The 14228-nt window shown below is 68.5% G+C and carries 14 protein-coding genes; all 14 read right to left on the reverse strand.

Going from position 1 to position 14228, the window contains the following annotated elements:
* The gene (locus tag AC5P7A_RS19470) at positions 1–1176 is read right to left on the reverse strand and encodes a substrate-binding domain-containing protein (RefSeq protein ID WP_014647364.1); all 1176 of its coding nucleotides are present in this window, start codon (positions 1174–1176) and stop codon (positions 1–3) included.
* 311 nt (positions 1177–1487) lie between these two features.
* Positions 1488–2687: a type II secretion system inner membrane protein GspF gene (gspF, locus tag AC5P7A_RS19475; protein ID WP_197621105.1), complete on the reverse strand. Its 1200-nt coding sequence runs from the start codon at positions 2685–2687 to the stop codon at positions 1488–1490.
* Between the two features lie 7 nt (positions 2688–2694).
* A complete protein-coding gene (gspE, locus tag AC5P7A_RS19480; protein ID WP_495220520.1) occupies positions 2695–4128 on the reverse strand; it encodes a type II secretion system ATPase GspE in 1434 nt (477 codons plus the stop codon).
* Positions 4125–6506 (reverse strand): type II secretion system secretin GspD, encoded by a 2382-nt coding sequence (gene gspD, locus AC5P7A_RS19485; RefSeq protein WP_126412407.1) that lies wholly within the window; start codon positions 6504–6506, stop codon positions 4125–4127. Before gspD ends, gspE begins: the two co-directional genes overlap by 4 nt.
* Entirely contained in the window at positions 6503–7030 is a 528-nt protein-coding gene (locus AC5P7A_RS19490) for a type II secretion system protein M (RefSeq protein WP_014647368.1), read from the reverse strand. Before AC5P7A_RS19490 ends, gspD begins: the two co-directional genes overlap by 4 nt.
* Positions 7027–8190, reverse strand: a complete 1164-nt coding sequence (gene gspL / locus AC5P7A_RS19495) for a type II secretion system protein GspL (RefSeq protein WP_495220521.1) — start codon at positions 8188–8190, stop codon at positions 7027–7029. Before gspL ends, AC5P7A_RS19490 begins: the two co-directional genes overlap by 4 nt.
* A complete protein-coding gene (gene gspK, locus AC5P7A_RS19500; RefSeq protein ID WP_142234841.1) occupies positions 8187–9092 on the reverse strand; it encodes a type II secretion system minor pseudopilin GspK in 906 nt (301 codons plus the stop codon). The genes gspL and gspK overlap by 4 nt, the downstream gene beginning before the upstream one ends.
* Before the next feature lie 9 nt (positions 9093–9101).
* Positions 9102–9539, reverse strand: a complete 438-nt coding sequence (gspG, locus tag AC5P7A_RS19505; protein ID WP_014647371.1) for a type II secretion system major pseudopilin GspG — start codon at positions 9537–9539, stop codon at positions 9102–9104.
* Between the two features lie 57 nt (positions 9540–9596).
* On the reverse strand, positions 9597–10154 hold the full coding sequence (locus AC5P7A_RS19510; RefSeq protein ID WP_229653703.1) for a hypothetical protein: 558 nt from the start codon (positions 10152–10154) through the stop codon (positions 9597–9599).
* Positions 10155–10298: 144 nt separating this feature from the next.
* Positions 10299–10850, reverse strand: a complete 552-nt coding sequence (locus AC5P7A_RS19515) for a hypothetical protein (protein ID WP_049439478.1) — start codon at positions 10848–10850, stop codon at positions 10299–10301.
* 58 nt (positions 10851–10908) lie between these two features.
* Positions 10909–11889 carry a FecR family protein gene (locus tag AC5P7A_RS19520; protein ID WP_049439476.1) on the reverse strand — a complete coding sequence of 327 codons (981 nt, stop codon included), beginning with the start codon at positions 11887–11889 and terminating at the stop codon, positions 10909–10911.
* 69 nt (positions 11890–11958) lie between these two features.
* The gene (locus AC5P7A_RS19525; protein WP_032961748.1) at positions 11959–12489 is read right to left on the reverse strand and encodes an RNA polymerase sigma factor; all 531 of its coding nucleotides are present in this window, start codon (positions 12487–12489) and stop codon (positions 11959–11961) included.
* Between the two features lie 16 nt (positions 12490–12505).
* Positions 12506–13186, reverse strand: a complete 681-nt coding sequence (locus AC5P7A_RS19530; protein WP_495220522.1) for a TonB-dependent receptor — start codon at positions 13184–13186, stop codon at positions 12506–12508.
* A 550-nt stretch (positions 13187–13736) separates the two neighbouring features.
* The gene (locus AC5P7A_RS19535; protein WP_005413654.1) at positions 13737–14201 is read right to left on the reverse strand and encodes an Lrp/AsnC family transcriptional regulator; all 465 of its coding nucleotides are present in this window, start codon (positions 14199–14201) and stop codon (positions 13737–13739) included.
* Positions 14202–14228 lie beyond the last annotated feature (27 nt).

Here is a 14228-nt window from a genome sequence, read left to right on the forward strand (position 1 = left end):
TTACAGCGGACGGCCGATGCCGGCGCAGGTGCTGGGGTTGTTCAGGCCGGCAGTGCTGCTGGCCAGCACGAAACGGTTGCGGATCGCATCGCGCCAGGCCTTGGTCAGCGGGATGAAGCCGTGGTCGGTGATCGACTTCTCATACGCGACGGTGTAGGTCGCCGGATAGTGGCGCGCCAGGAAGCCGCGCAGGCTGGTGGCGACGCTCGAATCCTTGTAGCACTGGCCGATCACCAGGTTGGTGTAGCCGGCGATCGGATAGCCGGCCGACGGGTTGCCGAACACCGGCACCCAGTTGGCGGGGTTCTCTGCATCGGTGCCGGTCGGCGGAGCGACGGTGTCCAGGGTGGCCTGCACGCTCACCTGGTCCGGCGAGAAGCCCTTGACCTTGGCGACCTTGGTCGCATCGGTCAGGTTCGGGATCACGTCCGGGCCAACGTAGCCGATGCGGCCTTCAGCCGCGTAGACAGTGTTGTACAGCGAGGTGCCGCCGGTGGCCGGGGCGGCCACCAGGAACGCCGGCAGGTTGCCGTTGGCATCGCGCTTGTACAGGTCGGCGAAGGTCGACTTGATGGCGAACTTGCCGCCCACCAGCTTCGAGGTGTCAGCATTCTCAGCGGCACAGGCCGCGGTCAGGAAGCGGCTGAACATTTCGCTGGTGCCGCTGCTTTCCGCGCGGTACACCACCTGGATCGGGCCGCTGCGGTTGGCATCGATGGTCGACCAGTCGCTGATCGCGCCCGAGAACACGCCGCAGATCTGCGCCACGCTCAGGTTCACCGCCGAACCGGCCTTGTTGAACGGGATGGTGACCGAGGTGGCCACCGACGGCACCTGGATCAGCGCGCCGTAGCGGTTGGCATTGGTCGGCTGGTTGAAGTTGGTGGTGTAGGTGTTCAGCTCGGTGCCGCTCAGTACCGAATCGCTGCCGGCGAAGTGCACGGTGCCGGTGGTCGAGAACAGCAGCGAGTTGTTTTCCAGGAAGGCCTTCTTGCCGGTGCCCGAACCGGTCACGGCGTAGCTGAAGTTCGCCGGCAGGATGCTGTCGGACGAACCCTTGTAGAGGTCGGCCGGCAACGAGGCACCGCCGCCGGTCACGGTCTGCGCCGAGGCGGCGCCCACGGTAGCGAGCAGCGCGGTGGCAACCAGCGCGGCCAGGGTCTTGCACTTGTTCATGATCTTCTCCTGAAGGGTTTACTGCGAAGGGAAACACCAAGGGAGGAACGGTCACTACACGCCTGCTGCCGCCGAGGGCCTCCCAGCCCACTCTGCGGCGACGTGTCCATGCTGGTCCGCGCCGATGACAGGCCGCTTAAGAAACCTGTGGAAGATCGGAAAAAGGTGTGGAGGATTGTGTGGAGAATCGAAGACGGCGACCGGGTAGAGTCGACTGTTCGTCGACTGGTGCACGGAGCGCTGGTCCTGTCGAAGTGTGCTTGGGAAGCAGTCGACTGACAGTCGACTCCACCCGTGATGCGCGTTGCGCATCACTGCACCAGCTGGTTCATTTCCATGATCGGCATCAGCACGGCCAGCACGATCGTCAGCACCACGCCGCCCATCACCAGGATCATGGTCGGTTCCAGCAGTGCGGTCAGCGCCATCGCGCGACGCTCGATCTCGCGCGAGATCGTCTGCGCGGCGCGTTCGAGCAGTGGCGCCAGCGAACCGGTCTTCTCGCCGCTGGCCACCAGATGCACCAGGATCGGCGGATAGACCTTCTGTACCTTCAACGCAGCACCCAGTGCCGCACCTTCGCGTACGCGAGCAGCCACATCATCGGCACAGCGCGCCAGCAACGCATTGCCAAGCGTCTGCCGCGCCGCTTCGAGCGCACGCAGCAGCGGCACACCGGCGTCCAGCAGGATCGCCAGCGTCGAGGCAAAGCGCGCACTGTTCACACCCAGCACGAAGCGCCCGACCATCGGGACCCGCAGCAGCATCGCGTCCCAGCGCAGGCGCAGTTCCGGCCGCCGCAATGCCAGCCGCCAGGCCACCACCAGCGCAGCCATGCCCAGCGCTGCCCACACGCCCCAGCTGCGTACGAACGCGCTGGCGGCCAGCATCACCTGGGTCAGCATCGGCAGCGTCTGCCGTGCCTGAACGAACGCGGTCACCACCTGCGGCACCACGTAGCTGAGCAGGAAGATCACGATCGCCACTGATACCAGGCTGATCGCCGCCGGGTAGATGAAGGCGGTCAGTACCTTGGCCTGCAGCGCATTGCGCTCTTCGATGTAGTCGGCCAGGCGCTCCATCACCCGTGCCAGATCGCCGGAATCCTCACCTGCACCCACCAGCGCCCGATAGATCGGCGGGAAATCGCGCGGCCGCGCTGCCAGCGCCACGGTCAGGCGCTGGCCGGCACGCACGTCGGCGCGTACTGCGGTGAGCGCCTGGGCCACGTGCGGGCGTTCGGCCTGCTCGATCACCGCACTCAAGGCGCCTTCCAACGGCAGGCTGGCGGCCAGCAGGCTGGCCAGCTGGCGCGTGGCCCAGGCCAGCTCGCTGGCAGACAGCCGCCGGGCAGCCCAGCCACTGCCGGCACTGCGCGCCACGCTGACCTGCACGGGTGTCAGCCCACGACCGCGCAGCAACTGCCGCGCACCGCGCGGGCTGTCAGCGTCCAGCTGGCCCTTCTCGATGCGGCCCTGCGCGTTGGCGGCCTGGTAGTCGAACAGCGCCATGCAAGCCTCAGTCGTCGCCGGTGACGCGCAGGATCTCTTCCAGCGTGGTCACCCCGCTGTCGACCCAACGCTGGCCGTCCTGACGCAAGGTCCGCATGCCGGCACGCCGCGCCGCCTCGCGCAGTGCAGGTTCACCCTGCCCTTCATGGATCAGCGTACGCACGCGATCGTCCACCACGAACAACTCGTGGATGCCGGTACGCCCCCGGTAGCCGCTGTTGGCACAGGCCGCGCAACCCACCGCGCGCCATACGGTACGGCCGTCCCCATCCACCTCGGCACGCCGGCAGTGGGTGCACAGCCGCCGCACCAGCCGCTGCGCCAGCACACCGCGCAGCGACGAGGCCAGCAGGAACGGTTCCACCCCCATGTCGGCCAGGCGCGTCACTGCCGAAATCGCGTCGTTGGTATGCAGGGACGCCAGCACGCCATGGCCGGTCAGCGACGACTGCACCGCAATCTGTGCGGTCTCCAGGTCGCGGATCTCGCCGATCATGATGGTGTCCGGGTCCTGGCGCAGGATCGCGCGCAGCGCGGTGCCGAAGCTCATGCCGATGCGCGCGTTCACCTGGATCTGGCCGATGCCGGCGAAGTCGTACTCCACCGGGTCCTCCACGGTGAGGATGTTGCTGGTGCTGCTGTCGAGCTGGCCCAACGCGGCGTACAGCGAGGTGGTCTTGCCACTACCGGTCGGGCCGGTGACCAGCACGATGCCATGCGGCTGCCGGATCAATCCGGTGAACGTGGCCAGGGTGTCATCGGCCATGCCCAGGCGCTGCAGCTGCAGACGGCCGGCATCCTTCTCCAGCAGTCGCAGCACGGCGCGCTCGCCATGCCCGGTCGGCACCGTGGAGACTCGGATATCCAGCGGACGCCCACCCACGCGGATCGCGATGCGCCCGTCCTGCGGCAGGCGCTTCTCGGCGATGTCCAGGTGGGCCATGATCTTGATGCGCGATACCAGCGCTGCGTGCAGTGCGCGCCGTGGCTGCACCATGTCGCGCAGCGTGCCGTCCACCCGGTAGCGCACCACCGAATGGGTCTCGAACGGCTCGATGTGCAGATCGCTGGCGCCATCACGTGCGGCCTGCGCCAGCAGCGCGTTGATCATGCGGATCACCGGCGCATCATCCTGCGCGTCCAGCAGATCGGTGACTTCCGGCATGTCCTGCATCAGCCGGTCCAGATCGACTTCGCTCTCGGCGGCACCGACCACGGCAGCGGCGTCGCCGCCGTCACGGTACTGCTCAGCCAACCGCTGCTGCCACGTCGTGGCATCCAGTGCCTGGAAGGGCAATGGTCCATGCCGGCGGCGCAGTTCGGCCACAGCCCACGCTGCGGTATCGACGGTACCCAGCAGCACAGGCTCACCGCCAACCTCGGACAGCATCACCCCATGGCTGCGCACCCAGGCGTACGGCAGTGGCGCGGCGGCGCTCACGGTCCGATCACCAGTTCCGGCGTGTAGCCCAGCCCGCGCAGTTGCTGCAGTGCCGGGTCCAGCGTCGCCGGGTCGCGTGGCAGCCGCACCCGCAGGCGCTGGCCACTCTCGCCCGGCGTCGCCTCGGCATAGGCCTGCAGGCCCAGCGCCCGCACCTGCGCCACGCCCTGGCGGGCACGGGTCGGGTCCAGCCCCTGTGCGAACTGCACCAGCTGCGCATCGCCGTCACCGGCCGGATACAACACTGCCAGGCTGGTGTTCTGCAGCGGCTGGCCCTGGCCATCGCGCGCATTGCCCTGGCCGAGTACAGAAAGGTCCTGCGGCGGCAGCTGCGGTGCCGACAGCGCCGGCAATGCCCAGCTCTGCACCGGTTGCGCGCCAGCCTGCGCGTTGCGCATGTAGTCATAGCGGTCGCGGGTCAGGCGCTGGCCGGCGGCCGGGTCACGCACCACGTGCGGACGCAGGAACACCATCAGGTTGGTCTTGGCGCGCCTGCGCGTGTCGCTGCGGAACAAGGCACCCAGCACCGGAATCTTCCCCAGCCCCGGCACCGCGTCACGGCCTTGGCTGACGCTGTCCTCCAGCAGGCCACCCAGCACCATGATCTGGCCATCGTCCAGCAGCACGCTGGTATCCAGTGCGCGCTTGTTGGTGATGATGCCGGCCGTGCTGTTCGCGCTCTGCGCATCGATGCTGCTGACTTCCTGGTAGATGTCCAGCTTCACCGTGCCGCCCTCGGAAATCTGCGGGCGTACCCGCAGCTTCAGGCCCACGTCCTCGCGCACGATGGTCTGGAATGGATTGTTGCTGCCGCCGCCACCGTCGGTCACGTAGCGGCCGCTCACAAACGGCACGGTCTGCCCGACCATGATGCTGGCCGCCTCGTTGTCCAGCGTCATCAGGTTCGGCGTGGACAGGATGTTGGCACCGCCCTTGCTCTGCAGCGCGTTGGCCAGCGCCTTCATGTTGAGGATCTGGCCGACGCCGGGCAAGTTGATGGTGCCGTCGATCACCCCGATCTTCAGGCCATCCTTGGGCAGCACGTCCAGGGTGGTGCGCGCGGTGGTGTTCAGCCCGCTGCCACCGCTGGTGCCGCCGAAGTGGGTGCCGCCGAAGGTGCGGCCATTGCCCAGCATCCACTGCACGCCCAGTTCGGCCGCGTCGGTCTGGTTGACCTCCACGATCAGGCTTTCCACCAGCACCTGTGCACGGCGCTGGTCAAGCTGGTCGATCACCCGGCGCAGGTTGCGGTACACCGGTTCCGGCGCCGAGATCAACAGCGTGTTGGTGGCCACGTCCGCCTGTACCGAAATGCCGTTCTGGCTGAAGCCGGTGCTCCCGGCGTCGATCGGGTCGCGGCGGTTCGGATCCAGCCGCTGCGATTCCAGCGCATTGCTGCCGGTCCTGGCCTGTTGTGGCTGCGACGGCTGCGCCGGTGCGGAACGGCTTGCATCGCCAGGCAGTGGCGTGATGCCTTCATTGCTGCCCACTGCCGGCGCATCGCTCTGCCCCGCAACCACGCCGCGCAGCACGCCGGCGAGCTGATTGGCCTGGGCATTGCGCAGGTAGACCACATGCAGGTTGCCGGACTCGTCCTGCGCGCGGTCCAGCTTCTCCACCAGCTGCCGGGCCAGACGGGTGCGCCCGGGACTGCTGGAACGCAGCAGCACGCTGTTGCTGCGCGGGTCGGCCATCACCACCACCTTCTGGCTGGGCTCTGCGCCCTGCGCATCCAGCAGCGGCGCGACCATCGCCGCGACGTCTACGGCGATGCCCTGCTGCAGCTTCACCACATCGGTGTCCATGCCGGCCGGCGTGTCGACGCTGGCGATCACCCGCGCGATGCGCTCCAGGTTGTCGGCATAGTCGGTGATCACCAGAGTGTTGTTGCCCGGGTTCGCCGTGATCGGATTGTCCGGGCTGATCATCGGCCGCAGCACCGCCACCAGCGCGGCGGCGTTCTCGTAGCGCAGCGGAAAGGTGCGCGTGGCGACCTCGCCTCCTGCACCGCCACTGCCCACCCGGCCACCGAGCAGCTTGGCGTCGGCCTGCGGCACCACCCGGCTGACGCCGCCATTCTCGACCACGGCGAAGCCGCGCATGCGCAGCGCGCCCAGCAGCAGCTGATAGGCCTGGGTACGGCTGACCGGGCCATCGGAGACCACCGTCATCTTGCCGGTCACCCGTGGGTCGACCAGGAACTGGCGGCCGGTGAACCGTGCCGCCATCCGCAGCACGCCACCGATATCGGTATCCACCAGGTTCAGCTGCACCGGCTCATCGCGTGTGTCCTGCGCTGCCACCGGCGCCGGCACGTGGGCCATGCCCACGATCAGGGCCAATGCAGTACTGCAGGCAAGGCTGCGCATCGCCCTCATGGATGGGCACCCGCGGTGGCCACCATCACGATGTTTCCGGAAATCCGTGCCGCCGGCATGTTCGCGTCCCCTGTGCGTGTCAGTTGCAGCTGCTGCAGCTCGATGGCCGGGTCGGCCAGCAGCGGCAGCAGCCAGTTCCATAGCGCATCGGCGGGCACCGCCTGCACCTGCAGGTGCCAGCGCCCGTCACGCGCTTCGATATGCAGGCCGTCGGCAAGGCCGGCGGTCTTGATTCCATCGCGCAGCCCAGGAAGTGTCGGATGCTGGCCCTGCGCCAGCTGCTGGCGCTCACGGACGCGCAGCAGCGGTGCCAGTGCGCGCGACTGCGCCTGCAGCCGCGGTAGCTCGGCCTGCCAGTGCGTGCGCTGCTTCAGCAGTGGCTCCAGCCACAACGACCACAGGCCCGCCACCAGCAGCGCCACCACCATCACCCACAGCATCCGCCGGTCGCGCGGTGGCAGGCGTTGCCAGCGCTGCTGCAGGCCGGCCAGCCCCCCGCCCAGCCGCAGGGTGCGGGCCGTCACTGTCCCGCTCCGCTCACCCGCAGGGGCCCACCGGCGTCGCGCGCCAGCAGCAGGCCCTGCACCTGCAGCGCCTGCTGCCAGTGCTCAAGCCGCTGCGGATCGTCGGCCAATGCCTGGGCATCGGCATCCAGCTCCATGTCGAGCTGGCCGGGCTGGTAATGCAGGCTGCGCACCTGCCCGGCCAGTTCCGGAACCGCCAGCAGCGTGCTGGCTACCTGCCGTTGCAACGGCGGCAACGGTGGCGCTGGTGGCGGCACCGCCAGAGCACGCCTTGCCTGCAGCACCGGATCCACCACATCGGTGATCTCCGGGAAGCGTGCGCTGAACTGCCGCGCCATGTCCTGTTGCAGCGCCTCGCCCTCGATCCGCCAACGCCAGACCTGCAGCTGCAGGCCGAGCGCGGCCAGCAGCACTGCCGCCAACGCGAGGCCGATTGCCAGGCGTGGCGCTTGCCGACCCGCACCGGGCAGCGGCAGTGACCACCCCGGCAGAGCGCCACATGCCTGCCGTTCCTTCATGACGGCGGTGGCCGGCAGGCTGTCCGGCCACGCCGGCGGTACGCTGCCGATCCATTGCACGGCCTGCACGCCGGCCTGTCGCAGGCGCACGGCCAGCGCCTGCATGACTGCACACGCATCACGTCCGCCATACCACTGGACGAAGCCCCGATCGCGCCCGCTTCGCACCAGCAGGTGCTCGCCGCTGACCTGCAGCGTGGCCTGTCCGTCCTGCCAGGGCAGCAGCAGGGGCGTCGGATGGAGTGCCTGCAGCTGCAGTCCGCACGAAGCCAGCAACTGCTGCGCCTGCAGGACCGCCTGCTGGCCGAGCCAGGCCACCGGAACCGTGCCGTCAGCCGCCTGCGCACCGTGGGCCAGCGCGACGTCCTGCAGGTCATCCAGCAACATCGCCTCCACCTCACCCTGCAACGCCAACTGCAGGCGGCGCCCGGACAACGGTGGCAGCTGCAGTTCCAGCAGGATCAGGTCGCTCGGATCGAGGCAGGCATGCACCGCAGCCCGCGGATGCCGCAGACCCAGCGCCGCCAGCGTGGCGCAACCGTGGGCCAGCACCTCGCCCTTGTGCAGCTGCGCCCAGTCCACCGCGCTGTCGGCGTGCAGACCCTCAAGCGTCGGCAGGCGCACCCGAAGCTGCCCGTTCATGCGCCGATCCTCGTCCACACGCGTTGCACACGCACGCCATCGTCGCGGTACTCGCGCCAGAGCAGCGCGCGGAAATCAACCGCGCTGCCGTCAGCCTGCACCCGGCCGACAGCCAGGAACCACTCGCTATGGATACCCAAGGGAAGTACCGCCATCTGTTCGTTGCTCAGTTGGAGTCGGTTGGCGATGTCGCCGCGATTGAGCAGCCAATGGCCAGCGTCGCGCTCACCGAGCAGCGCCTGCAGCCGTGCCGGCTCGACCGCAGGCGTCACCGCCTGCAGAACGCGCAGGTCGCTGGTGTTGGCGTTGACCAGGGTCTGTGCCGGCAACACCACGGTGCGTCGCGCCAGCGCCTGCAACGCCACCGGATCGGCACCCGGCAGCGCCTGTTCGATCAGTGATTCGCGCGGCAGCGGCGCCTGCGCCTGCATGTCGCCATCGCGCAGGCGCGCCTGGATGTGGTCCGCGGCGGATGTGCAGGCGCCCTGGCCCAGCCCCTGCCCGGCACACAACGCGATGAACGCGCGCCGCGCCTCGGGGTCCGGCCTGCCATGCGCAAGCAGATTGCGCAGGTTGAACATCGACTGCGCATCGACCAGCTGCAGCTGCACCGGCAACGGCGCCTGCAGCTCCAATGGGCGCGCCCAGCGCCCGCTGCGCACCGTGGTCAGCTGTTCCTTTGCGTCCTCACGCAGCTGCTGCGCCGCACGTTCCAGCGTTGCGTCCACGGCCATGCGTACCTGTGCGCGCAGCTGGTCACCACGCAGCGCGCGCAGCTGGGCCGACTGCCGGGTGAGCAGTGCAGTGGCAATCACTGCCACCAGTGCCACCACCAGCAGGGCGACGATCACCGCCATGCCACGTTGACGGACACTCGAAACAGACCGCATCCGGGCTGACATCGGCCTGCCTCACAGCTGCCACGAGCCGATGTCCGCGTTCCCGGCGTCGCCACCGGGCTTGCTGTCCGCACCCAGCGAGAACACATCGATGTCGCCATGTGTGCCAGGCACCTGATATTGGTACGGATGGCCCCACGGGTCATTCGGCAGGCGATCCAGATAGGGCGTGACCGGCATCGCGCCACTGCCCTGCGGCGGCTTCACCAGCGCCTGCAGGCCCTGCTCGGCGCTGGGATAGCGACCATTGTCCAGCTTGAACAACTTCAGCGCCTGCATCAGCGCCGCGATGTCCTGGCGCGCTGCCACCACGCGCGCCTGGTCGGGACGGTCCATCAAGCGCGGCACGATCAATGCCGCGAGAATGCCGATGATCACCACCACCACCATGATCTCGATCAGGCTGAAACCCTGCTGCCGAGCCCTGCGACCACCCACCTGCCTTGCCATTGTTCCGCCCTCGTCATCCTGGAAGAGACCGCTGCGCCATGGTCAGCGGTGCATGTGTCAGTACGATAAACATCCGCCGGCAATTCGCTGCGCATGTGCCTGGGCGGGCGCCGGCGCAGCCGGTACGCGTGCCGCCTCGAGCAGGTGTGGCGGCACACTGGACAGCGTTTCGTCGATGCAGCCGCGCAGCAGCGGAAGCGCGCACGCCTGCAACAGGCGCACGCACTGCATCGGCGACCACGCGGTGCCATGGTCGAGGCCGATGAACGTGCGGTAGGCCTGGTGATAGCGCAGATCGTCGTACACGCGCTGCGCACTGTTGAGATCACGCACGACCACCAGCAGGGCCGCACGTTGCAGCAGCCGCGCATCGCCTGCGTCAAGCGGCAGCGCGTTCATGGCTGCTTCGGACCACGGCCGCAGCTGCAGATCAAGGGCGTGCCGCAGCGCCGCCAATGGATGCGCGCTGCTGTCCAGTGCCGCCCAGCGCGCGGCATCGGCCCAGGCATCACTGGACAGCACCCAGACCCACGAGTGTCCGTAGCGTTGCACATTCAAGGGCGTGTGCCGCGCCTGCTCCAGTGACCGGCTCAGGTGGCGATCCAGCTCCAGCATGCTGATCCTGCGACTGTCTGCCATCTTCGTCGCCCGTGCTCCGCGACGCGTGGTGCGTCGTACTCTGGAGAAGACGTCAGCAAGGCAGGTGAAGCGACAGCGCGAATGCCGCTCTGTGCGCTGGGTGGTGCTTCATCGGCAACGTCATCGCAGCGTCATCCGCCTGCAGGCTTCGCGCTGCAGGCGCGGTGCGTCACCCCCGCAGCGGCGGGCCAGTACCGCCACGTCGCTGCGCGCGGCGAACGCGACCAGCGCGTCTGTCATGTCCACGTCATCGCACCACGACGCCATCGCAATGCGCACCGCGGGCAGCTGCCAGCCGTCCATCACCCCGCGGGTGCCCGCCACGAACCAGTGCCACAGCCGGTGGTGCAGCACCTGCTCGTGCAGCTGCGCGAGATCCCTGATGCCATGCATGTCCATCAGCAGCAGTGCGCGTGCCAGCGCCGCAGGCGGCAACACACCGGTTTCAGCCAGCGGCAGCACCTGCTGCTGCAGGCGCAACAGCATCGCCAGCGGGTGCGACTGCGGATCGAAGTCCAGCAGCACGGCCTGTTGCTGCCACTGTGCGTCCGATACCACGCATACCCATGGCGAGCCGTAGCGGTGCACCATCAACGGCCGTCGCTGGGTGGTTTCCAGCAACGCCGACAGATTGCGGCGCAGATCCAGCACACCGATGGTCTCGTTGCGCATCCTTGGCGTCTCCTTGCTTGCAACAGCCCTGCGCGGCGCGCACGTCCAGCGTCTTCACCTAACCAAGGACGGCAATGCCACCTGGAAAGCGACGCAGATCCAGCGACATCGTCAGTCGCAGCTGCTCCAGCGCCGCATCCGGATCATCGATGCGGAAGCGGCCGCTGACCGGGGCGCGCGCCAATGCCGATTCACCCAGCAGCACCTTGCCGCGGCGGTAGCGGTTGATCTCCTCCACCACCTCGCGCAGCGGCGCCCGGCGGAACACCAGCATGCCTTCGGTCCAGGCACTCACTTCCGAGGCCACGGCTTCGGCCACCACGCCACTGAGGCGCTCGTCGTACCGGGTCTGCTGGCCCGCCTGCAGCTGCAGGCGGCCCTGCGGGTGCTCGATCCGGGCGCTGCCCTGCAGGCAGGTCACCCGTACCTGGCCGTGGGTGTTGCGCACGTCCAGGCGCACCGCCCCTTCATCGGCAATCACGCAGCCCGCCCCTGCGAACAGGGCCAGGCGCAGGCCGGCCCGGGTCTCGATCGCGGCCTGGCCCTGCACCAGCTCGAAGCCTTCGCCCTCCGTGTCCGCACGGCGGCGCAGGCTGCTCTGCGTATCCAGCTCGATCTTCAGCTGTGGCGAAGGTGCGATCTGCAGCCGTTCACCGGTACCGGTGTGGAAGTCGGCCGTCATCGCCGTCACCGAGGGCCACAGCCCCAGCGGCGGACGGATCGCCGCCACCACTGCCAGGCTGGCCGGGGCGGCAATCGCGGCACCCAGGAAGGCACGCCGGCTCCAGCGCTGGGTCGGCGTCGGCACGACCGGTTGGCGTGCAGCGGCAGGCAGCTGCTCGCCGGCCAGGCGTACCTGCTCCCATTGCCGGCGCGCACGGCCGAATGCTTCGCGATGACGGGGATCAGCCTCGCACCACGCGCGGAAGCTGCGCCCGTCGGCCGCAGTAGCCTCGCCCGAGGTCAGCCGCACCACCCACGCGTGCGCCTGGCGCTCGACGGCATCCAGCGGGCGTTGCGGGTGATCGTCAGGATCCATGGGGGCTCATGCCGGACCCGCACGCTGCGGGGTTCTGCTCGGCGTCAAAGTGTAGACGGATGCCGCCGCTCAGAACCGCACCTGGCGCCCCTGCCCGCTGCGCTCGGCCAGGTAGTCCTGGGCCGCCTTCAGCTCACGCTGCACCAGCCGCAGCGACACGCCGAGGTGATCGGCGACGTCACGCTGCTGCAGGCCATCGACGCGGATTGCCAGCAGGATGCGGCGACGCCGCTCGGGCATGCGCTGCAGCAGGCCCACCATGTCCTCCAGCGCGAAGTCCAGTTCGGCCGCCTGCGCCGGCCCCGGTGCCGGGTCGGCCATGTCCATCAGCGTCTCCACCTCTTCCAGGCTCAGCAGGCGATGGTCGGCACGTTGGCGGTCGATCACGGTATTCATCGCCATGCGCAGCAGGTAGGCCGCAGGGTTCTGCACGGCGTCCAGGCGGTCACGGCGCGCGCTCAGGCGCATCCAGGTGTCCTGCAGCGCGTCACCGGCCAGTTCCTCCGATCCCAGCTTGCGCACCAACCGGCGCTTCAGCTCGTCGTAGGCCCCCAGAAGGTGGTCCATCAGGTCAACTGCGCCAGCCGTACCGTTGCTCATGTTCGAATCCTTGAAGTCATGGAAGGGGCGCGCGCCCGCCACAGTCGTGGTCGGTGCCGGAAGGACGGATCTGCAGGGTCACCGGCTGCGCCAGCGCGGCGGCCTCGGTCGCCAGCACCAGGCCCTGCAGCGCCTGCAGCAGGCGTGCATCGCGGCGGGCACTACCACTGCCGGACAGCAGCTCGGGCTCGCTCACCCGGCCCGCGCCGTCGATGCGGAAGCGCAGCGTCGCGGCGTAGCGGCCGGGCGCGATCTCCGGGTCGTCACAGAACGCCGCACGCAGCCGCTGCTGCAGCCCGCCATAGCGACGCCGACGTTCGGCCTCGGGAAGTTCGGCGCCAACACCGGGTTCGGCGGCCGAGGACGTGCCCCGGCGCAGCACCACGCGCTGCGCGCCGATCACCTCGACCTCGATGCCGGAGTCCTGCAACAGCACCTGCAAGGCAGGCAGCGGCTCCAGGCTGGCGCGCAGCTCATGGCTGCTGCGGCCCGCGGCCAGGTCGCCCGGGTACATCACCGACCACCCACTGATGACGCTGAAGCGCTCGACCGCCTGTTCCAGCGGTTGCGCAGGGATGTCGTAGGCATGAACTCCGTCCTGCCCGGCAGCGGCAGAGGACAGCAGCAGCCACGCGACGATGGCCACCTTCCAAGTTCTGACCGCATGGTGTCCATTCAGCCCCCTGACGTAGAACACATGACCCTCGGCAGCGACAGCAGCTGCAGTGGACGCGCACCAGGACCAGCACCCCGGCCCGCGCGCGACCCGCAAGCGGGCTCAAACCGTAGCGGGGCCACATGTCATTGCGATGACCGCCGCCTACAGCCGACGTGAAGCCAGTCACCCATCAGGAATCAATAAATCGAACGGACCACCTCATCCACGCCTGGGGTCAGAGCCCGTTGCGCAGCAACGGGATCCGACCCCGTGCCGGCCCAGACGTGTCGACCAAGGTCGACACCCACCAGGAGCAGTTCATGCCGTTCCGGCAGATTGCGGGGAACTGTCGAAGGCGGGGTGGGTCTGGTTGCAGGGGCGTCCGCGGCATGAATGCCGCGGCCAAGCCCCCATGGAAGGGTTTACGGCGTCCCCTGCAACCGGACCCACCCCGCCATCCAACGGAATGCACGCTGTTGCTTCGGCTGTTGCTTCGGCTGTTGCTTCGGCTGTTGCTTCTGGGGTTGCCGGCCAGCGGCCGGCACTACCTGCGGGTGCCGGGCGCCACCCGCGCGGAAACCCCCGCCCTTCACAGCGGCAGCTGGGTCGTCTGCTTGATCCGCTGCATCGGAATCTCGGTCTTGGTGTTCTGCACCCCGGCGATCCGGTTCAGGTGCTGCATCTGGAACTGCCGGTAGGCATCAAGGTCGGCCACCGCCACCCGCAGCAGGAAATCGCAGTCACCGGCCATCAGATGGCATTCAAGCACTTCCGGGAAAGACTTGATGCTGTTGATGAAGTGATTGGTGGTGTCCTCGTCCTGCCCGCGCAGCCACACGCGGACGAATACCGTGAAGCCACGGCCCACCTTGGCCTCGTTCAACAAGGCCACGTAGCGGTCGATGTAGCCGCCTTCCTCCAGCAGCCGCACCCGACGCAGGCAGGCCGACGGCGACAGCCCGACCAGCCGGGCAAGCTCCAGATTCTGCAGGCGGCCGTCGCGCTGCAGGGCGTCGAGGATACGCCGATCGAGGTTGTCGAGCTGATACTGCATGGGATTTCGCCCTTGTCACTTCTGGCC

The sequence above is a fragment of the Stenotrophomonas sp. YJH_SMC_65 genome, from assembly GCF_059369475.1.